24 protein-coding genes are annotated in these 25,033 nt (G+C 42.3%); 14 read left to right on the forward strand and 10 right to left on the reverse strand.

The window, feature by feature from the left end; translation table 11 throughout:
- Positions 1–347 (reverse strand): hypothetical protein (locus tag CCS90_RS14910; protein WP_180236488.1); only part of this gene is annotated, 347 nt, incomplete at its 3' end.
- 222 nt (positions 348–569) lie between these two features.
- Here CCS90_RS14910 and CCS90_RS03990 point away from each other — a divergent pair.
- The 8 genes from CCS90_RS03990 to CCS90_RS04030 all read left to right on the forward strand — a co-directional run bounded on the left by CCS90_RS03990 (position 570) and on the right by CCS90_RS04030 (position 10,914).
- Positions 570–797: a hypothetical protein gene (locus CCS90_RS03990; RefSeq protein WP_099018198.1), complete on the forward strand. Its 228-nt coding sequence runs from the start codon at positions 570–572 to the stop codon at positions 795–797.
- A 721-nt stretch (positions 798–1,518) separates the two neighbouring features.
- A complete protein-coding gene (locus CCS90_RS04000; protein ID WP_099018200.1) occupies positions 1,519–3,387 on the forward strand; it encodes a glycosyltransferase family 39 protein in 1,869 nt (622 codons plus the stop codon).
- A 21-nt stretch (positions 3,388–3,408) separates the two neighbouring features.
- Entirely contained in the window at positions 3,409–5,727 is a 2,319-nt protein-coding gene (locus tag CCS90_RS04005; RefSeq protein ID WP_099018201.1) for a YfhO family protein, read from the forward strand.
- Between the two features lie 8 nt (positions 5,728–5,735).
- A complete protein-coding gene (locus CCS90_RS04010; RefSeq protein ID WP_099018738.1) occupies positions 5,736–6,458 on the forward strand; it encodes a glycosyltransferase family 2 protein in 723 nt (240 codons plus the stop codon).
- Positions 6,459–6,547: 89 nt separating this feature from the next.
- Positions 6,548–7,414: an SPFH domain-containing protein gene (locus tag CCS90_RS04015; protein ID WP_099018202.1), complete on the forward strand. Its 867-nt coding sequence runs from the start codon at positions 6,548–6,550 to the stop codon at positions 7,412–7,414.
- 4 nt (positions 7,415–7,418) lie between these two features.
- On the forward strand, positions 7,419–7,589 hold the full coding sequence (locus tag CCS90_RS04020) for a type II toxin-antitoxin system antitoxin (protein WP_099018203.1): 171 nt from the start codon (positions 7,419–7,421) through the stop codon (positions 7,587–7,589).
- 110 nt (positions 7,590–7,699) lie between these two features.
- Positions 7,700–8,203, forward strand: a complete 504-nt coding sequence (locus tag CCS90_RS04025; protein ID WP_099018204.1) for an ECF-type sigma factor — start codon at positions 7,700–7,702, stop codon at positions 8,201–8,203.
- Positions 8,203–10,914 (forward strand): serine/threonine-protein kinase, encoded by a 2,712-nt coding sequence (locus CCS90_RS04030; protein WP_099018205.1) that lies wholly within the window; start codon positions 8,203–8,205, stop codon positions 10,912–10,914. The genes CCS90_RS04025 and CCS90_RS04030 overlap by 1 nt, the downstream gene beginning before the upstream one ends.
- 547 nt (positions 10,915–11,461) lie before the next feature.
- On the opposite strand, the gene CCS90_RS04040 is transcribed toward CCS90_RS04030, so the two are convergent.
- Positions 11,462–11,653, reverse strand: coding sequence for a CPXCG motif-containing cysteine-rich protein (locus CCS90_RS04040; RefSeq protein WP_099018207.1), 192 nt, complete (start codon positions 11,651–11,653; stop codon positions 11,462–11,464).
- A 196-nt stretch (positions 11,654–11,849) separates the two neighbouring features.
- Here CCS90_RS04040 and CCS90_RS04045 point away from each other — a divergent pair, with 196 nt between their 5' ends.
- Positions 11,850–12,863 (forward strand): alkaline phosphatase D family protein, encoded by a 1,014-nt coding sequence (locus tag CCS90_RS04045; protein WP_099018208.1) that lies wholly within the window; start codon positions 11,850–11,852, stop codon positions 12,861–12,863.
- 194 nt (positions 12,864–13,057) lie between these two features.
- Positions 13,058–13,822, forward strand: a complete 765-nt coding sequence (locus CCS90_RS04050) for a DUF4097 family beta strand repeat-containing protein (RefSeq protein WP_099018209.1) — start codon at positions 13,058–13,060, stop codon at positions 13,820–13,822.
- 91 nt (positions 13,823–13,913) lie between these two features.
- On the opposite strand, the gene CCS90_RS04055 is transcribed toward CCS90_RS04050, so the two are convergent.
- The 6 genes from CCS90_RS04055 to CCS90_RS04080 all read right to left on the reverse strand — a co-directional run bounded on the left by CCS90_RS04055 (position 13,914) and on the right by CCS90_RS04080 (position 19,054).
- A complete protein-coding gene (locus CCS90_RS04055; RefSeq protein ID WP_162846804.1) occupies positions 13,914–14,258 on the reverse strand; it encodes a nuclear transport factor 2 family protein in 345 nt (114 codons plus the stop codon).
- A gap of 68 nt (positions 14,259–14,326) precedes the next feature.
- Entirely contained in the window at positions 14,327–15,589 is a 1,263-nt protein-coding gene (locus CCS90_RS04060) for an inorganic phosphate transporter (protein ID WP_099018211.1), read from the reverse strand.
- Positions 15,590–15,600: 11 nt separating this feature from the next.
- The gene (locus CCS90_RS04065; protein WP_099018212.1) at positions 15,601–16,275 is read right to left on the reverse strand and encodes a TIGR00153 family protein; all 675 of its coding nucleotides are present in this window, start codon (positions 16,273–16,275) and stop codon (positions 15,601–15,603) included.
- A 152-nt stretch (positions 16,276–16,427) separates the two neighbouring features.
- Positions 16,428–17,771 (reverse strand): TRAP transporter large permease, encoded by a 1,344-nt coding sequence (locus tag CCS90_RS04070; RefSeq protein ID WP_099018213.1) that lies wholly within the window; start codon positions 17,769–17,771, stop codon positions 16,428–16,430.
- Entirely contained in the window at positions 17,771–18,283 is a 513-nt protein-coding gene (locus CCS90_RS04075; RefSeq protein WP_099018214.1) for a TRAP transporter small permease subunit, read from the reverse strand. Before CCS90_RS04075 ends, CCS90_RS04070 begins: the two co-directional genes overlap by 1 nt.
- Positions 18,284–18,460: 177 nt before the next feature.
- Positions 18,461–19,054, reverse strand: a complete 594-nt coding sequence (locus tag CCS90_RS04080; protein ID WP_099018215.1) for a LysE family translocator — start codon at positions 19,052–19,054, stop codon at positions 18,461–18,463.
- A gap of 150 nt (positions 19,055–19,204) precedes the next feature.
- On the opposite strand from CCS90_RS04080, the gene CCS90_RS04085 reads away from it, so the two are divergent.
- A complete protein-coding gene (locus CCS90_RS04085; protein ID WP_099018739.1) occupies positions 19,205–21,136 on the forward strand; it encodes a RecQ family ATP-dependent DNA helicase in 1,932 nt (643 codons plus the stop codon).
- Between the two features lie 24 nt (positions 21,137–21,160).
- Here CCS90_RS04085 and CCS90_RS04090 read toward each other — a convergent pair whose 3' ends face one another.
- Positions 21,161–21,544, reverse strand: coding sequence for an MAPEG family protein (locus CCS90_RS04090; RefSeq protein ID WP_099018216.1), 384 nt, complete (start codon positions 21,542–21,544; stop codon positions 21,161–21,163).
- Positions 21,545–21,605: 61 nt separating this feature from the next.
- Positions 21,606–22,187 carry a glutathione S-transferase family protein gene (locus CCS90_RS04095; protein WP_099018217.1) on the reverse strand — a complete coding sequence of 194 codons (582 nt, stop codon included), beginning with the start codon at positions 22,185–22,187 and terminating at the stop codon, positions 21,606–21,608.
- A 157-nt stretch (positions 22,188–22,344) separates the two neighbouring features.
- Between CCS90_RS04095 and CCS90_RS04100 the strand changes: the two genes are divergently transcribed.
- The 3 genes from CCS90_RS04100 to CCS90_RS04110 all read left to right on the forward strand — a co-directional run bounded on the left by CCS90_RS04100 (position 22,345) and on the right by CCS90_RS04110 (position 25,008).
- A complete protein-coding gene (locus tag CCS90_RS04100) occupies positions 22,345–23,313 on the forward strand; it encodes a GlxA family transcriptional regulator (RefSeq protein WP_099018218.1) in 969 nt (322 codons plus the stop codon).
- A 266-nt stretch (positions 23,314–23,579) separates the two neighbouring features.
- Entirely contained in the window at positions 23,580–24,539 is a 960-nt protein-coding gene (locus tag CCS90_RS04105) for a GlxA family transcriptional regulator (RefSeq protein ID WP_099018219.1), read from the forward strand.
- A 25-nt stretch (positions 24,540–24,564) separates the two neighbouring features.
- Positions 24,565–25,008: a protein-tyrosine phosphatase family protein gene (locus CCS90_RS04110; RefSeq protein WP_099018220.1), complete on the forward strand. Its 444-nt coding sequence runs from the start codon at positions 24,565–24,567 to the stop codon at positions 25,006–25,008.
- Positions 25,009–25,033 lie beyond the last annotated feature (25 nt).

The raw sequence follows: 25,033 nt of genomic DNA on the forward strand, positions 1-25,033 counted from the left end.
ATTTGTCTAGTGTCCATGAACTTAACATCCTTGTTGCTTTCGTTAGCATATTGAATAACTAACACAAGCTCAAAACCCTTGTCTTTTAAATTAGCCAAAATTGTTTCAGCTGTAAATCCGTCAATTGCAGGGTAGTTATGATTGATAGACAAACAAGGGATTGATAGCTTTTCACAAAATGCAATTGTTGCTCTTGAAGCAGAAACATCATCATATCCACCGATGTAGACAGCAATACTATCGGCAGGCCTGGTAACAAAGCTAGATTTATTGCCTGTTACGCTTGTTCCTGATTCAGATTGATTTGAAATTAATAACAATAATATCAATGAAATTGATTTAAGCATGCCTCCTCCTATTTTTAGTAAGCCACACAACACACGATTTAATTGTACAAGAATTACAGCTGTAAGAAAACATTGACATTAATTTCAGAAATCCTTGATATCTGCTGGATTATGTATTGATGATAATACTGGTCAGGTCACTGATTCACTACAGGTGAACCGACAAAGAAAACGTCAGGTGTTAGGTTTGTCAGTGACCAACTTATTAACAGGGAATGAAAAATGATGACACAACCAAAGAATATAAAAGCACTGATTCAGACGGCGCATTATTTGCAAAGGCCAGACATTGAGCTACTGGATAAACTGCAACAGTTGAAAGATGAAATTGTGCGGGTCTCACATCAACCAGAGCCGGATTTAAAGTTACACAGATTTTTAATGAACCACTTGAAAAGAACACAACAACAGTTGTCAGAGTTTAGAAAGTCAAACAGCTTCGATGGTTAATTTTTACACACTATAAAAAGAATTTTCCGACACCGTAAAAGGGGGAATTTTCTGACACCGTAAAAGGGAAGGTACGAGGGGGTAAAAAAGTAAATAACACTGTATCTGGAAAAACGAACGCCCCGACATTTTTTTATTTTTCCAGAATTTCACTTTGTTGGCATAAACCTAGCAAAGATAGCTTTTGTGTTCTGACCAACAAACTTGTGGTCTAGGTGTTTGGCAGATGCATTGATAAACGATGAAATAATCCCTAATCTTGGTACAAAACTTGGTACATCTGGTTTACATAATCAATATAACCTTTGTTTTCAGTGATTTATGTGGTCAATATGACTCTTGGTGTCGGCACCATTTCTTCTATTCAATTCATCCGACCAATCACCGAATAAATTCAACCTTTTGACTTAAATGGCCAAGGCTTCTTTGTGCTTTAAAACCCATAAGATTGGATGGTTTCTTTCGACCAACTTTAATAAACTAAAGTGTAATCAATCAAAAAAGTTGGATGACAGTCAATATTCCTTCAGTTGCTTTCTGGATGAAGATGGTTCGCCACTTTTTGATGTCATTCTACAAAATTGGGATGAATTGTATTCAGAGGAATGAATTTTAGGAATTTAAAGCATCCATGGTTCTGGCATAATAAGGTTGTTTTAACGGTTGTTATGTTTTCAAATAAACTGGTAAATCCGATTATGATTGAATTTTTGATGAGTCAATGAACCACAAGCCATTAAACCAGCACGCCATTCAATGGGCTTCAGCCTTGTTGATGGTGATGATGGTTGGTTTTTATGCTTGGAGCTTTGTTTACTCAGTCTTGGTGCTTGACAGCTCACGTGATCTTTACCGAGCCACGCAAATCAGTCAATTAACACATTTCCCCCTGCTTGGACCGGATGTTGGCGGCATGTTTCATACCGGACCACTCTGGTTTTATATTTTGGCCATTCCAGCTTTTTTTGGTTCGCTGCCATGGGTGGCATATTTTGTCGGTGTCTTGGCCGGTTTAAAGTTTGTTTTTGCCTACCTGCTGGGACGAGACTTGATCAATCGTCGTTTTGGATTGATATGGGCTTTGATGCTGTTGATACCTGGTTGGCAATTTTTAAGTCAGGTTTTTATCAACCACACCAATTTGCTTGAAACCCTTTCCTTGTTATTCTTGTTGATGTTGTATCGTTATTACCAGCGGGGTGACATCAAATATGGTTTATGGTCAGCCTTGGTCTTGGGTTTGGGTTTCCATGCACATCCGAGCTTTTTGGTGCTGGTGGTGTTTTATGTTCCGCTTATTTGGCACAGCAAACATCCTGTTGCTTTCAGCCACTTGCTGATTGCTGTGCTTTTATTTTTGTTGCCATTGTTACCCTATCTGATTGATCAAGTGATCAATGGGTTTCCTGATTGGACCAGATTCTTACAACATGATTCGCTACAAAACCAAATCAAAGCCAGTGGATCGGCCTTGCATGCAGACACCCATATTCTCCTGCATTTCTGGCAGAACCTAAAGGCCGTTTTGTTCGGTGGTCCTGACCGAATCATCACTTTTGTTGCTGCAGGGTCTCCTCAAATGGGCCTGTGTTTAGCTTGGCTATTTGGGCTGGTTGTGGTGACGTCTTTGTTGGGAATTGGCTGGATTATGAGTGGTTCAACTCAATTCAGAAAAGGGTTGGTGCATGGGTCAATATGGGTTTTGTGTGCTTTGTTTTTGCTAACAGCACTCAGGTCGTTTACGCCTTTTTATATGTTATTGCCCATCATTGCTTTGGTACACGGTATTTTGGCCCTTGGCTTTTATCAAGTGATCAGTGGCCTGAAAAATGCTTGGCATTTATGCCTGCCCATGCTGTTTGTACCGCTGGTCGTTTTGCCCTTTTGGGCACTGCAAAAAGCGGCAGTCAATGGCCAAGTCAATTTTGGTTCAGTGATGAATGTGAATGTCGAAATGTCTGATGATTGGACCAAACAGCAGAACACACTGGATCTGATGAGCATCAATGAAAGCCAGCCCATTGCAGATTATTTTTGTGATCAATCAGTGACATTACATGGCCCCTTCACTGCGGTGTTGGACGTCACAGCAGCTGTTCCCTTGTACTTTTATTGTGATCAGTTTGGTTTGATTTTGGGTGGTCAATTTAAGCCGGCCTACAAATCGATCTTTGTCATGCACAAATCATTTTGGGATCAAACGGGATTGGTGCCACAGCAGTGGTTGTCACCATCATGGGGGCTGACTGAGGGTCATCAAAATCACAATTCAGCACAAGGCTTAAGTCTGCCGGTATTTAATGATTATGTGCACCCTCCCAGATCAAACCATCAGCTGAAAGCCGTTAAAACCCATCAACTTGAGATTCAGAGCAAAGCTTCCAGTTATTTGGTTTTAAGTAATATGTTGCCCTTCAATGTGCAGTTTGCTGTGAAGAATATCACCGCAAATCATCGGCCCGTTGAATTAGTGGTGGCGAATGCCGCCAATCGTTTGTATCATTGTGCTGACTGTCAAAGCGAGCCAGTTACATGGCGCATATCACTCAGCACCAATGACATCAATGTGATTGACATCAACACCCTATAAACCCAATTTTTTCGGATTATTTTGAATTTAAGCCCAACTAAAATCAACAGTGACTATTTCAAAGCAGCTTTGATCTATGCGGTTTTGGTTTTGGTTTTTTTCTATCCGGTCTTCCAAGGCAAGGTGATCACGCAAACTGACTTTTTGAATTTTGTCAGTCCTTGGGATGCAGTTAATGTCGAGGGATTAACGGCACCCAGCAACAGCCATTTACAGGACCAAAGCACAGAGTTTTTGCCTTTTTTTATGGAAGCCAAAAGACAGTTTGCGGCGGGTGATTTTCCATTGTGGAACCCTTATATATTTGCCGGAAACCCATTGTGGGCCAACACCCAATCAGCACTGCTGTTTCCTTTGAATCTGTTTCACTATGTACTTGAGCCCCCATTGGGTTTCACCATCAGTGCCCTATTGAAATTGTTTTTTGCTTGTTTCTTTATGTATGTATTCATCAGAAAGCTCAGTCTGGCTCATTATCCAGCCTTGTTATCGGGGGTTGCTTTTGGTTTTTGTGCGTTCACTGTTTTTTGGCTGAACCACCCTCACATCAATGTGGTTTGTTTGATACCGCTTAGTTTTTATATGGTCGAGCGGTTGTTACAGCAGCGCGATGCCAAAAATATAAGTGGGTTTGCCTTGGTGGTGGCTTTGACCTTAATTGCGGGGCATGTGGAAATTGCGTTCTTAACCGCAGCGGGTTGTGGTTTGTATTATCTGATCAGGTTGGTACAACTGAAAAAATTCACCATAAAAGCATTGTTGGCATTTTTTACCGTGTATGGCTTTGGATTGTTGTTGGCTGCTGTTTTGGTGTTCCCATTCATTGAGTTTTTGTTCAATACAGCGATCTGGACTGAGCGCGATGCAATCAAACAGTTACACATTCCAACAGCTGGTCTGATTAATTTGTTCATGGGGGAGTTTTTTATATTCAATGGCTGGCATGACAATCAAATTGGTTTTCATGCCTTCAGTCCATACGTGGGTGTGGCTTGTTTGCCATTGGCGGTATATGCAGCGCGAGTCAACTTTAAACAGTCTTTGCCTTTTTTGCTTTTGACCTTGCTTTCATTGGCGGTGGCCTTTGGCGTCAATCCATTTTATTTTTTGGTTAAAAGCCTGCCTTTATTTAACCACTTACCCCTGTTTTACTTTTCTGTGTTGGCTGCATTTGGTACGGCTGTGTTGGCAGCCATGGGTTTGCACCAAGTCATAAAGCAACAACCTAAAATCACTGACATGGTGGTTTTACTGGCTACAGCCGCCTTAACTTATGTGGCCATCAAGTGGTTCTGGCAACCGGGTGATTTAAGTCCGTTTGTGCAATCAGCAACTGACTTGGTCACAACAGTCAGGGGTTATGCTGATTGGTTGATTCTGGCCTTGGTGTTGGTTATATTGTTGATGACATTGGCCAACCGCTTTTCTGCCATGGCCTCGGTGTTGCTGATTGCTTTGGTGTTTGTTGATTTGTTTCAACAGGGACATGAGTGGAATCCTGTGGTGGAAAAGGCCCACGCCTTACCAACAAAAACACCAGCGGCATTGAACTTTCTTCAATCCCAATCACCCCCTTTCCGAACAGTGGGGTATGATTATATTTTAAAACCCAGCACCAATATGTTGGCACAGGTGCATGACATCCGTGGTTATGATGTCCCTGTGATTGATCGCTACCATCATTTTTTCAACCAAGCCCTGAATGGAAAAGACGCTTTTTGGTATTATGATTTGGCGGCATTTGACCCGGATATTTTGCCATTTCTAGATATTTTGAATGTGCGTTTTTTGTTGTCGAAAAAGGATTTGAGTGCAAAAATCCCACCACAAATCGAACTTGTTTATGACGATGAAATTAAAATATATCAAAACCAACAAGCCAAAGGATTGGCTTATATGGTGCAGCAAAGTCTTTGGGTTGATTCAGCCGAACAGGCATTAGCGCAAGTCATCAACCAAAAACTGAATTTGTCCGATGTGGTGGTTTTAGAAGGTGATCAAGCAAAACATTTGGATGAAGGGCCTGTCGGCTCAATCAGCAACCATCAACACATTGAATACGGTACAATAAAAGCCAACCAAGTCGATATGCAAGTCACAACAACGCAAAACGCCTGGTTAATTTTTTCACAAAATCACTACCCGGGTTGGCAAGCCAGTATCAATGGTGAAAAAACAACGATATTTGCTGCCAATTATGTACTCCAAGCCATTAAAATACCCGCTGGGTCTCATTCAGTGACATTTACTTATAAACCTTTCAGCTTCACATTAGGCTGGGTGGTCAGCTTAAGCAGTTTGATATTTGCCTTATGGATAATCAGAAGAAAAACAAAATAGTCATCATCATGCCAGCATACAATGCTGAAAAAACCTTACAGGACACGCTTGACGCCATCCCTAAGGATTGCTGTGATGAAATCATCTTGGTGGATGATTGCTCCTCTGATCAAACAGTGAGTCTGGCCAAGTCACTTGGACTCAGTGTTTTTGAGCACGAAACCAACAAAGGCTATGGCGGCAACCAAAAGCTGTGTTACCAACAGGCATTGGATGCTGGGGCTGACATCATTGTGATGCTCCATCCGGACAATCAATACGACGCCAGTTTGATTCCATTTTTTACGGGCTTCATTGATCACGGCGTCTGTGATTTTATGTTGGGTGCTCGCATCAGAACACGCAAGGAAGCATTGCATGGTGGCATGCCATTTTATAAATATTTCAGCAATCGGATGTTGACCTTGATGATGAATGTCATTTTGGGCCAAAACTTAGCCGAAGGGCATTCAGGCTTTCGGGTTTACCATCGCAAAGTATTGGAAACCATTCCATTTGAGAACAATGCCGATGACTTTTCATTTGATGCCGAATTGATTACTCAAGCGGTTTATCATGGCTTTAAATTGGGTGATGCACCGATGCCGGTTCGGTATTTTTCTGAAGCATCCAGCATCAGTTTTAAAGACAGCAGCATTTACGGTTTGAAAATAATCAGTACTTTATGCAAATTCATGCTGACCAAGTTAAAAATTAAAAAATCAAAATTATTCAAAGATAAATCAGCCTGATTCATTGTTAACCATGACTTCTCGCACTGTTTAATAACATTTCTTTCATACATAATGATATCATTATGATATTAAGTAGGAGAAAGAAAATGGTTACTGAAAAAAGAATCAATGCCAAAAGTGGCATTCCCATGTTGTTGCTGTTTTTGTTGTTGTTGGCATTAGACATTGTGTTATTGATCTATGCCGGAAAGTCCAGAATCATTCCATTGATAATATTTGCTGTGTTGATGTTGCCGACCATCCTAGTCATGATGGCGGGGTTGTTTATGGTGAACCCCAATGAATCCAAAGTATTGCAATTATTCGGCAAATATGTGGGCACGGTCAATGATTCTGGCTTACGCTGGGCCAATCCTTTTTACGGTAAAAAAGCGGTTTCATTGCGTGTGCGTAATTTTGAAAGTGGCCAATTAAAGGTCAATGACAGTGCCGGAAATCCGATTGAGATAGCCACTGTAGTGGTATGGAAAGTGGTGGATACAGCAGAGGCGATATTCGAAGTTGATGACTATGAGTCTTTTGTTCACATCCAAACTGAAGCTGCTTTGAGAAATTTAGCCACTGCACATCCCTATGAGTCACACAACGATGAAAAAATCACATTGCGATCAGATCCTCAAGGCATTGCTAACCTACTACAAAAAGAAGTACAAGATCGCTTGGATAAAGCCGGTGTGGAAGTGATTGAAGCTCGAATCTCTCATCTGGCTTATGCGCAAGAAATTGCTGCATCGATGTTAAAACGACAACAGGCGCAGGCCATTGTTGCAGCCAGAACACAAATTGTTGCAGGCGCTGTGGGTATGGTTGAGTTGGCCTTGAATCAATTGAGTGAGAAGAACATCATTGAATTGGACGATGAGCGCAAAGCCGCTATGGTCAGTAATTTATTGGTGGTCTTGTGTGGGGAGGAAAATGTCCAACCTGTGGTTAACTCTGGTAGTTTGTACTGAACCAATGGCCAAGAAAAAATCATTTCCCTTAAGGATAAATGAAGACACCTTATCAGCAGTCCAACAATGGGCTGCTGATGATTTGCGCAGTGTGAATGCGCAAATTGAATATGTATTGAGAGAAGCACTGCGCCAATCTGGAAGAATTAAAAAGAAGCCTCCAGGCAATAAGTAAGACTTCGGTGTGAAGTGGTCATTGGTCGCTCATTTCTGTGACACATGACCTTAAAATAGACATGATATTTATGATAGAATTTATTTGACCTTGAGAAATATAATAAATGAATGAACACTGAGTTGGACCGAGAAATATATCAACAATTAAAAATCATTGCCAATAAACTCATGTCCAATGAACGAAATAACCACACCTTATCACCCACTGATTTGGTGCATGAAGCCTTTGTTAAAATTAAATTCCCTGCGCTTACAGATTTAGCAACAGAACATGGTGTTTTCATACTTGCCAGACAAATGCGACGCTTATTGGTTGATTATGGCAGGCAAAATTCAGCCCTAAAAAGAGGGGGTAATCAGCAAAAAATCATGTACACCGATGCCCTTGGCATTCACAACAATAATTTGACTGATTTTTCAATCATCAGTGCTGCCATTGATGATTTGGAAGCCATGGATAGCAGGGCGGCAAGGGCCATCGATTTGTTTTACTTCACCAGTATTGATAAATGTAAAACGGCAGAAATTCTGAATATTTCAGTACCTACCTTGGAAAGAGATTTGCGTTTTGCCAAGGCACACATCAGTCATTACCTGAGTGAACAGGCTTAATGCCAGAAGACCAGCAAAATCCCTTAACCCGAGGCCAACAGATCAGGCAACTGTTTGACCAATGTTTGGATTTGACTTTGTCAGAGCAAATCGATTTGATACAACATTCAGCGGCATCGCCTGAGGTAAAAAAACATGTTTCTCAACTGCTGCAATTCAGTGAAGCAGAGATAGAATTGACGCAAGCCGTGGTTAACCGGGTTCAGCTAAGCTTAGACATTAAACCGATTGTCCCTCAAATGAAAATTGGTGCTTATGAATTGATTAAGCCCCTGGGTGAGGGTGGCCAAGGAGAGGTCTGGCTGGCCTGTCGCAGTGGCGGAGATTTTCATCATCAAGTTGCGATTAAATTCCTTAAACCTGTGCACAGCCAAATTGAATTGGCTCGATTCCAAAGTGAACGAGAGTTGTTGGCCAGTTTAAAACACCCCAACATTGCCCAATTACTTGATGGTGGCGAATTGGATGACAACAGGCCATACATGGTCTTGGAATTGGTTGAGGGATTACCATTACTTGATTACTGTAAACAAAATCAATTCACCCTCAAAGACTATTTAAAATGCTTTTTACAAATATGTGATGCCATCAGTTACGCCCATGCCCATTCGGTGATACATCGAGACATCAAGCCGTCAAACATTTATGTCACCCATGATGGCACCGTCAAGTTACTGGATTTCGGTATCGCTAAATTCATGGACAAGGATGAAGTCAAAACCCAAACCTTGCCTATGATGACTTTGGCATACTCAAGTCCAGAACAGGTGACCGGTTCACCGGTTTCAACCACGACGGATGTATACACCCTGGGTTTGCTGTTGTATGAAATGTTGACCGGTCAAAGGGCGCAAGCCGTTAAAAGTGATGTACCGGCTGAGTTGATGCATGAAATCACTCAATTAACACCCATACTACCCAGTCAGTTAATCCAAACCATAGACTTTAAGCGCAGTTATGGGCGCAGTCAGCTCAAAGGGGATTTAGACAATTTAATTTTGATGGCAGTACGTAAAGAACCGGCACGACGCTACCAAAGTGTTGAAGCCATTTCACAAGACATCAAAAATTTTCTCAACGGAATGCCATTATTGGCCGCAGGTGACAGCCATTGGTATCATGCCAAAAAGTTTGTCACAAGAAATCCATTGGCGTCCACCTTATCGACGGTGCTGGTGTTGTTTATGGTTGCCTTACCTTTGGTACTAATAAATAACCAAAAACACCTTAAAGTTGAGAGAGACAAGGCCCTGCTGGCACAAGAAGTAGCCCAAGAACAATCCACCATAGCCAACAGGACAACAGATTTCTTGGTCAATATTCTAGAGTCAGCTTCACCTTTGGCGAATAAAGGAGAAGCCATTGATTTAGATGATGTATTGGCCAGTGCAGAGCGACAGTTGGCCGTAGGTTTGGATGAACAACCTAAGATTAAGGCCACTTTACTCAGTAAATTGGCAGGTATTCAACATCAGTTGGGCCACCATGATCAAGCCATAAAATATTACTTGTCGGTGCTTGAACTGCACCAAGCAGAAGGCAACCTCAGCGGTCAAGCGTATGCTTACGGGCAGTTAGGCATCATGGCATATTTTGCAGATGATGAAACGGCCGCCATTGAGTACCAAAAAAAAGCGATGGCATTGGTGGATGATGTGGCTGATCCAAAAGATTTGGCTTGGTTGCATATTCGCATTGCCACCATTGATGGTTTTTTCAGAAAAGACGAATTGGTCATTGACAGATTGCAGCAAACACTCGAAAGTTTGCTGGCACAAGGCATTGAGGACCAAGCGTTGTTAGGCAGGATTTACAATGAAATGTCAAATGTCACACCTGATAAAGAATTGGCTTTGCAATACATCAGCCTGGCTGCTGAATACGCTGAAGCCTTGAATGGCCGCATGCACCCCTTATTTCAAGTTCGGCAGCAAAACAAAGCTTTGAAGTTAAAAGAGCTGGAACGGTATGCAGAAGCAGAAGCCATTTTTATTGAAAACCGTGAAAATGCCCGAAAACTGTATACTGAAGAACATCCTAATTATTCGAGTGTCACTGCGGAGTTAGGTGCTTTGTATCATGACCAAGGGAAATATCAAGAGGTTAAAGCCATTTATGCAGAAGCCATAGACATCAGTCAGCGGGTTTCTGGTAAAAAAAGCCTCAATTATGTGCTACAAATAAACAACATGGCCTACTTATATGAAGACATGGGTCAATTTGAATTGGCCGAACCATTGTACCGAGAATCCATTGAATTAAGACAAAAGTACCATTCTGGCAGTCCATATCGAATCGCCAGCAGCCGCAGTAACTTGGCTCGATTGTTGTCAAAAATGGGACGACACCAAGAATCACAAAAAATATTGGATGAAATTATCCCAATTTATGTAGCGTACCAAAAATCGAACCTGCAAAATGACATCACCGCCATTGCCAATTTTATCGGCCAAAATCCCAGCACAGCCACTTGTCAAAGCGCTTGGCAAAAAATAAATACCTTGTTGCCAGCGTTAGAGCAGTTGTCAGATAAAAGTTGGCGACGCATGTTCAATGAATTGCGGCTGGGCGAGCTGGCCTATGAATGTGGCAGGCAAGAATTGGCAGAATCTTTGTTGTCTGCGGCTGCCAAAAAATCCATGCAAATATACGCAACGGGATCAGACGGTCAAAAAATGATCCAATTTAAAGTCAATTCTCTACTCGATTAAATAGGCCTTGAAGGCACTGAACAATGGAAAGTCGTACCAAGAACTTCATTGCAGAATGAGATTAATTTTTATCCAATAAGCCTTAATTCTTGATGGCATAAAATCCGATTCTTTCACTATTTCAATTTTTTTTTAAATACTTTGATGGAAATTAAGCTGAATTACGCTTTATAGGGTAATGACAAATGTCATTGTACGTAGGATTTTTATTTACCTGTCCTACCGAATGCTGGATTAATTAGGGCTATTAATGCAAGCATTCTACTTATATCGACTCGTTGGCATGTGGGGGAAGCTGCACTCAACGGGTCTTTTTTTTACTTAAAGGTTGGTGGCTGAGGTGATCAATCATCAACAGTTATTAACCCTTAAAATACAATCTCTGATTCAAGGCCATACCTGTGGTGATTGTCATGGGGTGAACCAAATTGATCAAGCAGGGCAACTCCCTTCGCTGATTAAAGCTGAAGCCTTTCAGCCATTGTTGCTCCATTGGGCTGCCAGTTTTAGATATTTAATATTGGGCGATGATTTTGAGTAAAAGGGGCTATTCGTTTTCTGCCGTGACTTCGAAGTTCAAGATAGATTCACCATCTGTTTGTACTTGAAACACCAGGGGCCGGCAACACACATAACAGTCTTCAACATAGGATTGATCAGACACTGAACAGTCAACAACAGCTTCAAAAGTTTCCCAACAACATGGGCATTGAACCAAGGTGGTAATTAATCCATTCATCTTTGTGACTAAGACCTATATTCATGACTTTCTTCACTATAGTCATTTATAGGTATATTTTAAAGTGTAATAACCACATGCTTAATAACATCAGTAATAATCAGTGCTTAATTACACTGCAGATACGTTAAAATTTAAAACTGATAAGTTAAATCGTCAGGGTATAAATCAAAGCCACTGCTTTATTAGGAAAGATATGAAATATAAATTATTGGGCATAATTGGCCTGTGTTCCATTCTTTTGTCTTGCGCAGACAGGAACAAACCGCTGGATACAAATCTTGTCATTGATACCATTGCTTTTGGATCTTGTAATAAAGAATATGAAGCGCAACCATTCTGGGCTGAAGTTGCAGCCCAAAATCCCGATCTGTGGATATGGTTGGGTGATAACATCTACGCCGATACAGCTGACATGACATTGATGGCCGAGAAATACCAGCAACAACAAGATATACCTGAATACAATGCCTTCAGAAGCCGTATACCGATAACCGGAATTTGGGATGACCATGATTATGGGATGAATGATGGTAACAGAACCTTCAGTCAAAAGGAGGCAGCCAAAGGTCAATTCATGAAATTCATGGGCCTGGATTCGACTCATGCGGTTAATCAACATTCGGGGATTTATCAAAGCCTACAATTCGGCCAACCCCCACAGCAAATTAAATTGTTTTTGCTGGACACCCGAACCTTTCAAGACCCCTTGGTCAATTTACCCAAGGGCAGTGAGAAAAATTATGCCGTCAACCCAGGGACCATTCTGGGTGCCGAACAATGGGCTTGGCTCAGTAATGAATTGCATCAATCTGACGCCAATATCAATTTAATAGCCAGCAGCATTCAAGTGATTGCAGCAGATCACCGTTATGAAATGTGGGCTAATTTCCCACAAGAACGTGAAAAACTATTGGATTTGATCGTTGCATCAAAAATCAAAAATCCTTTGATATTGTCAGGTGATCGTCATTTGTCTGAAGTATCAAAAATCAACTGGCATGGACAAATTATTTATGACATCACTGCCAGTGGTTTGACTCACTCATACAATGGCACGGAGGAGTACAACTCACATCGTGTGGGTCATTTAGTCACTGATACCTCTTTTTCAACCATGAAACTCAACTGGCAGAACAGTACGGTAACAGTCACCCAATTCAGTACCCAAGGTCAGGTCTTGAATCAAGTAGAAATTAAATTACAGTGATCAGCTTACAGTTGTCATTTAATGCATTGATTGAAAAAATTTGAGGCAATCAGTGGATTCATCATTGTCCTCGCTTCAATTTATTCCAGACATTACTTACCATCTAATAACCATTGATGAATTGATTGTTTGTAACATTCAGGCTCATCCAGCGTTATCAATAACAAGCCATTAAAATCAAAGAGGACAGAACCATGAAAAAAACAGCGATTATCAGTGCCATCAGCCTGGTTTCATTATCAGCCATATCAGCCAATAACTTGAAGTTTGACCGGTCTCTAGAAATGTCTACAGATCGCATCAGCGCGGTTGAATTTGATGTTGGGGCAGGGTCATTAAATATTGTAGGGACCACTGGCAACGAAATCAGAATCAATGCAACCATAGAGTCAGAAGATTACAGAAAATTGGATGACTTGGTCGATGCTTTTGAAAATAAAATGTTGTTTTCGATTGAACGACAAAGTGAATATGCCATGGTGTATGCCAAAAAGAAAGAAAGCATGGGATGGGGTAATTCGAAGAACATCATGATTCATTTGGAAGTTGAACTGCCTCGTGGGATGGACTTGGTGATTGACGATGGGTCTGGTTCCATGACAGTAGAAAATATCGCCGGTGAACTCAAAATAGATGATGGTTCAGGGTCCATTACATTGAGAGACATTGCTAACGATGTACAAATAGATGACGGATCAGGTTCAATTCAAGTGGCTGGCGTTAATGGAGACCTCAGTATTGAAGATGGATCTGGGTCGATAGAATTGAAAAACATCAGTGGTTCGGTTGACATTGAAGATGGGTCTGGTGGCATCATGGCAAAAGACATCGGTGGTGATTTCACCGTAGATGATGGCTCTGGTGATGTGGTGGTCAAAAACTTAACAGGGCAATTTACATTGATTGATGATGGCTCTGGATCAGTCACTGTTAACGGCGCGCGGTGGGGCAAAAAATAATCCATTTGACAACACAAACTTAAAGGCGTGGTGATTACCCGCCTTTTTTATTGGGCGCCAGCTGTTTTGAAAGGGGTTGGATGGCTCAATATCATCGGACTTCAACGTGTCTGATTAAAGCATCAACCACCACCAAGCGTTCAACGCCTGATCTTTCTACAACCACCCCAGAGTGATCAGTGGTGAGGCAGGTAAATTCAGTTTCAGTGATGTGTTGATCTGTGGCTTTCATGGCATTGATTTGCCAATGGATGGAACTGAATTGGTCAAAGAATTTTTTCATCATGGCCATGATGTCGTCGATGCCATAATATAAACCAGTATGGGCAGAACTGTAGGTGGCTTCGGGATGAAACAACAATTCGATGGCGTTTAAGTTGGCTTGATTGGATAAGTTGAAATAAAGTTCAGTGATTTTAAGTGGATCATTATTCATACCGGTATTTTGACATAAAAAAGCCCGATTGGTTGATCGGGCTTTAAAATGATTTTTCTGATTTATGATCAGCCAAAGATGGCTTTCAAGATAAAGAAAAACACAATCGACAAGCTGGCACCTGCAGGAATGGTGATGACCCATGAGGCAAAGATATTGCGCACCACTTTCAAGTCAATCGCTGAAATACCGCGCGCCATACCGACACCCAATACAGCACCAACCAAGGTTTGTGTGGTTGAAATGGGCATGCCGGTTCCTGAAGCCACCACAATGGTGACCGAAGCAGCTAATTCAGCAGCAAAGCCGCGTGACGGGGTTAAGTGAGTGATTTTTTGACCAACCGTCCTGATGACGCGGATACCATAAGTGGCTAAACCAATCACAATACCAATACCACCTAACAACAGTATCCATGTTTGCACCCCTGCTTTGGCTGAAACGATACCGGTTTGCGCGGTTGAGACAATGGCAGCAACAGGGCCAATGGCATTGGCCACATCGTTAGAACCATGGGCAAACGCCAAGCCTGATGCGGTAATCACCATCAACACAGCAAACACCTTTTCAACGGTATAAAAGTGAAAATCTTTTTCTTTCTTCTTGTCGACTTTAATCCTGGAAATAAAGAAGGCACCAATCAATGAAACAACCACCCCTGATAGAGCTGCATAGGTATAAGCTTGAGGATCAGTCAACTCTAAACCAACGTGTTTAAGTCCCTTCTTGATTGTAACCAGGGTCAAAACAAAGGCAGTAATGAACATGTAAACAGGTACATACCGTTTGGCCATATCCAAAGGATTCTTTTGTTTCAAAATCAGGTGATGTACGGTTTGAAATATCAAAAAGGCCAGAAAGCCTGCGATCACTGGGGTGATGATCCAACTCATCACGATGTCACCGACTTTACTCCATTTGATTGCTTCAGTTCCGATACCCACTGCTGCAAAACCCACCACAGCACCGACGATTGAGTGCGTGGTTGATACTGGCCAACCCTTTTTTGAAGCCAACAATAACCAACATCCGGCAGCCAGCAAAGAAGCCAACATACCAAAAATAAGCAGTTCAGGATTGCCCGCAATAGAATCGGCATCAATGATGCCTTTGCGGATGGTAGATGTCACTTCACCACCCGCCAATACTGCGCCAGCAAACTCAAAGATGGCCGCAATGATGATGGCCTGTTTGATGGTGATTGCCTTTGAACCGACGGATGTTGCCATGGCATTGGCAACGTCATTGGCGCCGATACCCCATGCCATGAAGCCACCAAAAACACCGGCAAGAATGACGTACGTTAGGCCATATGTTAATTCGAATTCCATAAATTTCCCCTTTATTTAGCCAGCAACAACTCTAAACGACGACCAATGCGTTCAGCTTGGTCTGCCACATCACCTGTCATATCAATTAATTTATATAAAAACATCACTTCAACCGGCGGTAAATCATTTTCCATTGAGAACACCTTGGCTTGTAAGCTGTGCTGCATGCCATCGGTTTCAGTTTCAATTTTATCGAGTTTGGCTATTAATTTTTCAACCACTTTGACTTCAGCGCCACGGAATCCTGTTTCATACAACTCATCCAACTCATTGACACTTTGTTTGGCTTTCTTGGCAGCATCAACACACCTTTCAACGAATTCAATGAATTGCTCATACAGGCTGGCAGGCACTTGTAATTTACGCACCTTAACCATGCTTGAAATTTGTTTACTGAGGTTAGCTACTTTGTCTTGAACCAACACCAACTCAAGTAAATCTTGTCGTGGCACAGGCATGAATAAACTTTTCGGCAAATTGGCTCTGATGTCATTTTTCATGTCATCGGCTTCATTTTCCAATTGTTTGATCTGTTCGCATATTTCATCGACTTTCACCCAGTCATTTAAATTGGCTGCCTTAAACATATCTGGTAATAAAGTCGCTGCTTGGTATGCAGTTTTGATGTGGTCTTGTAAAGGTTCAACTGGAGATCGGCCCAGCATATCTGAGAGAAAGCTTCCCATAATTTTAATGTCCAAAATAGATTTGCCGATATTATACGTTTCAATTGTTACATTTTGATGACGATTTTGTCACAAACAATTCTGATCATCATTTTGTCTTGCCAGCATGGCTGGCCATGCATTGAATCTTTATGCACAATGCTTGAAAGGGGTCAAATCAAATCCACCAATTCAGGATAACAATACAGCAACAACAACATCAATAATTGTAAACCAATAAAGGGCATGACACCCCGGTACAAATCACGGGTTCTGACGTCACTTACCCCCCGCAAATAAAACAAAGCAAAACCAAATGGTGGTGTCAGGAATGAGGTTTGTAGGTTGATGGCAATCATGATGCCCAGCCAAACTGGGTCAAATCCCATCATCAATAAGATTGGCCCAACAATCGGTATCACCACAAAAGTGATTTCAATGAAGTCCAAGATAAAACCCAATAAAAACAACACCAGCATCACCAACAACAGGGCCATGGCTTTACCACCCGGTAAATGAGTCAGAAAATGCTGTACCGCTTCATCACCATGAAAACCTTTAAAAACCAAAGAAAATAAGGCCGCACCAATCAGAATCATAAACACCATCGCAGTGACTTTGACTGTTTCCTTCAAGGCTTCGCGCACCATATCAATGGACAACATCCGATTGATGGCCGCCAACAGCAAAGCGCCCATTGAACCGACCGATGCGGCTTCAGTTGGGGTGGCTATACCGGAAATGATGGAACCCAAAACGGCCAAGATTAAAAACAGTGGCGGTAACAAGGATTGTAAAATGGCTGATAAACTGGGTTTGTTGTCTACTTTGATTTCGGGCATGGCTTCAGGCCTGCGTATCCTGACCCACAACAAGTACAAGGCATACAACAGCACCAACAAGAAACCAGGGACCAATGCACCCATGAATAAGTCTTGAACCGAAACAGTTTTTGGGTTGAAAATCTGTAATTGGAGTTGTGCTTGTTGGTAGGCATTGGATAACACATCTCCCAATAAAACCAAAACAATCGAAGGAGGAATGATTTGTCCCAAAGTACCCGAGGCACAAATGGTGCCAGCTGAAAGGGCAGGGTCATAACCCTGTTTCTGCATCACTGGCATGGCCAATAAACCCAAGGTAACCACAGTGGCACCAACGATACCTGTGCTGGCAGCCAATAACATGCCAACAATCAATAAGGCAAAGCCCAAGCCGCCTTTTTTACCACCTAGCAGCGCCGCCATATTCTGTAACAAAGATTCTGCCAACTTGGCTTTTTCCAACACCACGCCCATAAACACAAACACCGGCACAGCCATCAAAGTTGCATTGTTTAATATGCCATTGAGTCGATTGGGTAAAGCCGCGATAAAATCGGCATCAAACCAACCGGTTAAAAAACCAATCAAGGCGAACCACAAGGAAACTCCACCCAAAGTAAAAGCCACCGGGAAACCAGCCATCAAAGTGCCGGTCACAGTAAGGAATAGCAACAATGCCCACCAAGCTTCCATCAGTTGGCTGCCTCATGGTGATCATCCTTGTCATCGGCGGTATTGGGTTTTTTAAACAAGGAAACCAACACATAAGCCAACATAGAAAGTGGCATCAGCAGCAACAGGGTTTTGAATAAAAACATCAAAGGCAGTCCACCAGTTTCACCAGACCCTTCCAGACGCAACCAAGCATCCATGACGTACTGGAAACAGGACCAAACCACAAAGCCCATCATTGGAATCAACAACAACAAAGTACCCCAGAAATTCAGTCTGCTTTTCTTATGTGACGAATAACTTTGGTAAAACACATCCACGCGAACGTGTTTGTCGTGGTGCCAAGCATAAACCATCCCCAGCATCAAAGCGGTCGCATGACAATAAATGGCCAGCTCTTGTACTGGAATCCACACCACATTAAATACATTGCGTGAAACCACAGTGACAAAACTGAACAGCACCATGGAAAAGGTAATCCAGCCTAGCATGGCACCGTATTTTTCCATCCAATGATTGGTCTTTTGGTTCATTTTGTGCAAAGTTAAAAGACAGCGATTCTACCATGCCAGCCAAAAAGCTGTCACGGTGAATGGGAAACAAGCTGAGCCAAAAGCTGTTTGGTTGACATGACAAACATTCGCCTGGATGTGCGCCAAGGGGGTGCGGTAAAAAGCAATTTTAGTAGCGGTCAACCCAGCAAAATAACGTCACTGTACAAAAGCCCATAAAACCGCCACAACCATCAAAACCGCGAACACCACACGAATCATCCTGGCCTGGACGGGTTGTTGCAAGCAAGGTCTTATGGCACCACCCAATGCCAGCCAAAGGGTGTCAACCACCACAGCCACGGTAAAACAAATCACCGCAGTGGATAAAAACGCCATGGGAACAGAAGGTGTTGGTAATAAAAACTGTGAAAATAAACCCAACAAAGCGGCATAGGCTTTGGGGTTAAGTAAATTCAAGATAAAACCATCAATAAAGCGGGGTGGTGCAGAGGATGCCGCAGTGCTTTGGTGGGGTGCTGTGGCTATTTTTACCGCCACATACAAGATGTACAAAGCACCGATTATCTGAACGGTGATTCTTACCGATGGGAAGGCTTCAAACAAACTAGCAAGCCCTAGGGCAGTGCCTAAAATCACCACAATAAGCCCAGTCAGAATACCGGTTAAAAAAGGCAGGCCATTTTTGAATCCTGAGGTGGCACCGATACCAGCAAGTCCCAAAGTGGCAGGTCCCGGAGAACCCAACAACAAGGCAGTGGCAGTGATTAAAGAAGTAATCGCTTCTGGCAAAATCTGTTTCCTTAGGGTGCAAAGAGTCGGGGAGTTTACCATGTCGCATGAGGTTCGGGTTTTAACTGAGGACACAAGCTTGTTCCTGTGCGGCATTTTTCCCGTATAATTGATACGGTATGATCATTTAATTAATAAGGAATGTTGGATATGGAAGTTTTGGAAACATTAAAAAATAATTTTGCTTTTGACGCATTCAAACCAGGTCAAAAGCAGGTGATAGAAAAAGTGTTGGCGCAGCGATCTGCAGCCGCCATATTCCCCACTGGTTCGGGCAAGTCCCTGTGTTACCAATTACCCGCAACCCAATTGCCTGGCTTAACCTTGGTGGTTTCGCCCTTGTTGTCATTGATGAAAGACCAGTTGGACTTTTTACTTAAAAAGAACATCAAGGCCGCCAGATTAGACCATTCTTTGGAACGCGCTGAGTACAACCAGGTGATGAGTCAGGCCAAAAACAAACAACTAAAAATACTGATGATTTCAGTGGAGCGGTTCAAGAATGAACGGTTTCGTGCACAATTGAAACATTTGGACATCGGCTTGTTGGTGATCGATGAGGCGCATTGTATTTCTGAGTGGGGGCATAATTTCAGACCAGATTATTTAAAGTTACCGCAATACCAAAAAGAATTCAACATCCCACAAAGTCTGCTACTCACAGCCACAGCAACGCCCAAAGTCATTGCCGATATGCGAGCCAAGTTCAGCATCGATGAGGATGATGTGGTGGTGACAGGTTTTTATCGCAATAATTTATTTTTACAAATGAGCCCGACCTTGGCTGTTGACCGCCATGAAAAATTGTTGGCACGGATCAAACAAGACATTACAGCCCCAACCATTGTATATGTGACTTTACAGAAAACGGCTGAAACGGTGGCGGCCTATTTGGCAGCAAACAACATCCATGCACAACATTACCATGCAGGCATGAAACCAGATGAGCGTGAATTGATACAGAGCCAATTCATGCAAGGAAAATTGAACGTTATCGTTGCGACCATTGCTTTTGGCATGGGGATAGATAAAAAAGACGTCAGGCGGGTGTTGCACTTTGATTTACCCAAGTCCATTGAAAACTATTCACAAGAAATCGGCCGAGCTGGACGAGACGATGCAGCATCTTTGTGCGAAATATTTGCCAACAACGACAGCCTACAAGTGCAAGAAAATTTTGTTTATGGTGACACCCCCGAACAGACATCCATTCAGCAATTGTTGCATCAGATTCAACAAACAACAGAACCATTTTGGGAAACTAAATTGTTGTCCTTATCCAATGAACTGAACATCCGGACCTTACCGTTGAAAACCCTGTTGGTGTATTTAGAATTGGCTGGCATCATCAAGCCCAAATTCACTTATTTTGAAGAATATTCATTCAAAAACATAAACAATACGGCAGATTTGATCAATCGTTTTACAGGTGAGCGGCGTCATTTCATTGCTGCCATGTTTGAACATTGTGTGGTCAAGAAAACTTGGACCTATGTAGATGTTGAAGCCATCATAACAGCTTACAACACCGATCGTGGACGCATCATGACTGCTTTGGAATGGTTTGATGAACAAGGCATGATTGAATTACAAGCCAAACAAGCAGTGGAGCGATTTGACATCATTGAACGTTCCTTTGATTTGACGGTGTTAAGCGCCCAGTTACATCAACTGTTTATCAACAAAGAACAAGCTGAAATTGAGCGCATTCACAATATGTTGGCGATGTTCGAATCAACATCATGCCTCAGTAAACAGCTGGCCAGTTATTTTGGAGAAGAATTGCCCATCGATGCTTGTGGGCATTGTTCAGTGTGCGTCACGGGTCCTGCCAGTTTCAAAATCGTTCAGCAGAGCGCGTCTTTACAAGCATTGGATTTGCCCTCATTAAGTTCGGAATTCATCGGTAAAATGGGCGCTGCTTATACGGCGAATAACTTGACCAAGTTCCTTTGTGGTATACACACGCCTGTTTTCAGTCAATTGAAAATCAGGGCGCTACCGCATTTTGGACTGTTGGAAAACCATCCGTTCAGCGAAGTGCGTGCGTGGGTAGCAAGCAATGAACAAAACCCACGCTGATTTAAAATGTGTACAGACTTAATTTCAGATTAAATTAAGCACAGCACCAACCAATCCACCGATGACCAATACATGAGCAGCAACAAAACTTAAGGTAAAGCCAAGTCCTCTGGATTTGGGGTCAGCAATATAGGCTTTGTAATAAATCATGCGACCGATGAAAAACACCAGACCCAAACCAGCAGCCGTTAATGCGTGGACATAATGTGTAAATAACAACATGCCAGGCACAAATACAATGAGCTGTTCCAATGTGTTTTGTTGGACTCTGTAATAGCGTTCGAACATTTCATCGCCAGAAACAGCAGGTGCGTTGATGTTATAAGTGCCACGCGCCTTACCAACCATAAATGAAATGAATGAATATTGAAGTAAGACCAAAACCAAAACAATAACTGCGTATTCCATAATGTACCCATTTGATAAAAAGTATATAGATTTTACCTTGGAATGGTGGTGAACGGCGCAATTATAATGGCGTACTCTTCACCACACAGTCAAACCCTGAGAGTTTTTCTATGTGTTGCTGAAGATGCGGGTGCTTGAGTTGAAACATCTGGTACAGCAATAAATGATCCCATAAACAGATTAAATGAAAACCAGCATATGAGGGTTGTTGTGGGAATAAATCAGCCTGGTTTTCAAGCCAGTTCATGCCTTGAGTCACAGTGGCCCTGAGTTTATCGAAGCGCTTGAGATGTTGGGTGTTGATACCGCTTCTTTCAGCCATGATCAGCTCCACTTCTGCTGTCATCACGCCATTCATCACCGCCCGTAGATTCAGTTGATTGACATCATTGGTTAACACTTGATAACTGTCTGTTGGATCAAATTTACGGACCAAATAGGCAGCAATGTGATCTGATTCATAAATCACCTGATGGCCATCCACTAAGGTTGGCACTTTCATCAATGGGTTGTTGGCAAAAATTTCAGGTGTGCTGTCAGCGACGTTACCTGCATCAACCAATTCAACCTCCAAAGACAAGGCATCAATCAAGATTCGATTTTTTCGAGCAAAATGTGATTTGGGGGTATAGTAAAGTTTCATGTTTTGATTATAGTTTAATCGATTGAATGGGCGCGCTTACATTCTAATGTTGTGGGCTTGATGTATTCCAGGAATTTAAGCTTTATCTGTCGCAATGTCCTAAAATGTCGTCTTATTGTCTTATCAGACAATCGGATTTTGAGATATACTTAAAATCATGCACAACCCATCATCACACAATGTGGCATTTGTCGGTTATGACCAAATTCAACTGTTGGACATCTTTGGGCCATTGGAAGCATTTAAGTGTGCTAATCGGGTGATCAAATCCACTCCTTACCATACATTTATTGTCAGTGAATACGATACTTTTGTCAGTGAGTCGGGTGTCAGGGTCTGCTCTGACCACAAATTCAGCGAAGCAATGAACATCGACACTTTGGTGGTTACTGGAGGCAGGGGGACCAGAATTCCAGCCATTGCCAACCGCTGTATTTCATGGATCAATGAACAATTTGAATCAGCAAGCAGGGTGATTTCAGTGTGTAGTGGTGTGTTTTTATTGGGCAACCACCCTTACTTGAATGGCAAGGAAGTGGTGACTCATTGGTCGTTGGCAGATTTGCTGCAAAAGACCTTCCCGCATTTGGATGTAAACCATAATCGCTTATTTATCAAACAAGGCAAATTTCATTCTTCAGCTGGCGTCCTCACTGGCATTGATTTGGCCTTAAATTTAATTGAAGCTGATCATGGGGTGGACGTGGCTACATACGTGGCTAAGCACTTGATCACTTATTTAAAACGATCTGGACACCAGTCACAATTCTCTGAACCGTTGAAATTTCAGTCAACCAACAACTCCCACATTGACCGCATCAATCGTTGGTTGATTGATCATTACAGCGATCCAATTACGGTCAGTCAACTGGCTGAAAATGTGCACATCAGTGAACGGCATTTAAATCGGGTGATCCAAGGCCATTTCAACATGAGTGCCAGTAAATACATTGAGCACATCAAACTGGAACAATCGAAAGTGTATTTGGCCAAACAAAACACCGCTGTGGATGCCACAGCTTCTATGGTTGGTTATGCCTCATCAGATGCTTTTCGACGCAGCTTCAAACGCAAATATGGCATTGCGCCACACACTTACCAATTGCGTTTTCAAGGAGAAATGTAGCTAAGTTCGACTCACCAACCTGGAAAGTCAAATCATGAATCCCCAAGAGCATTCATTAAATGTCCTTAATTGTCGTGGTGTTGTCATCAAGTGATCACATCACTTGAGTTAAGCTCGATAAAACGTGGTGGACATGTGCGATTAAACCCTCCTACAGGTTAACCTGATACTTGTCCACTCACGTTTTTTGGTCAGAAACCCAAAAGTCCGAATTTGTCGTGTTGTTGTCATAACGGCCATTGCTGGATTTCAACTATACTGAATGCATGACAGAGATTCGTGACCACAACATTGCATTTTTAGGCTTTGATCAAATCGAGCTGATGGACCTCATTGGCCCGCTTGAGGCTTATAACAATGCCAACAGGGTTCTTGAGACCAATCATTACAACACTTTCATAGTGAGTGAACATGACAACTTTGTCAGTGAATCGCATTTGAAAATCAGCAGTGATTATTTGCTTGGTGAAGAACCAGAGATCAACACCCTGGTGATTCCAGGTGGTCGCGGTGCCAGAATTCCTGAAATCATCAAGCCATACCAGCAGTGGTTTGATAACAATTATCAAACCATTGATCGCATTGTGGCGGTATGCACGGGTCTATTCATGATTGCCGAGCACCCGTTTTTAATGGATAAAGAGGTGGTGACACATTGGAGTTTCGTCGATCGATTGAAAATTCAACACCCGCACTTAAAGGTTTGTCCTGATCGATTGTTTATTCAACAAGACAATTTTTATTCAGTAGCTGGGATCCTCAGTGGCATAGATTTGGCTTTGCATTTAATAGAAGAAGACTGTGGGGTTGATGTGGCGACTTTCGTGGCCAAGGACTTGATCACTTATTTAAAACGATCTGGTCATGAATCACAATTTTCAGAACCCTTGAAATTTCAATCGACCAACAACACCCACATAGATCGGATCAACCGCTGGTTGATGGGTCATTACAGTGAGCACACCACTGTCAACGAATTGGCCAGCAAAGTACATGTCAGTGAACGACATTTGAATCGATTGATCAAAACACATTTTCACATGAGTGCCAGTAAATACATTGAGCACATCAAGTTGGAACAGGCCAAAATTTATTTGGCCAAAAAAGACACTGCTGTGGATACCGCAGCGTCCATGGTTGGCTATGCATCGGCTGATGTGTTCAGGCGCAGCTTTAAACGAAAATACGGCATGGCCCCACACACTTATCAATTACGTTTTCAATAAGCCAGCTTATTAAAGGAGAATAGACATGAAAATAATCAGTCTAATACTTGCCACTTTGTCGGCAACCAGTTGGGCCATAGCCATGGACTTCAATAACGAGGAAATGCTTCAATCCATGCAGCAGATTAACCAATTCCAGATGGTGTCAGACCAACTGGCAAGTGCTGCTACCCCAGAACTGCACCAGTACCAACACCTCAAAGACGCTGGATTTAAACACATCATAGTTTTGAGCACGGGATTACATTTGGTTGAGAAAATCCATGCCGAAGCCTTGGGCATGACTTTTGTACAAGTCAGCGTGTCGCTGACGAAGCCAACCAATGATTTATTTTATGTATTCAGTGATTTGCTGGAAGCCTATGGTGATGATCCGGTGTTTGTTTATAGTGAACAGAATTGGCGAGCGGCCACATTTGTACACCGCTATCAGGGTTTGATATCTGCCGGTTTATTGGCAGCTAAGTAAGCCAATTTGAATTAGGGGTCAAACA

Origin of the sequence: Marinicella litoralis, from assembly GCF_002591915.1 — a bacterium.
Taxonomy (GTDB): domain Bacteria; phylum Pseudomonadota; class Gammaproteobacteria; order Xanthomonadales; family Marinicellaceae; genus Marinicella; species Marinicella litoralis.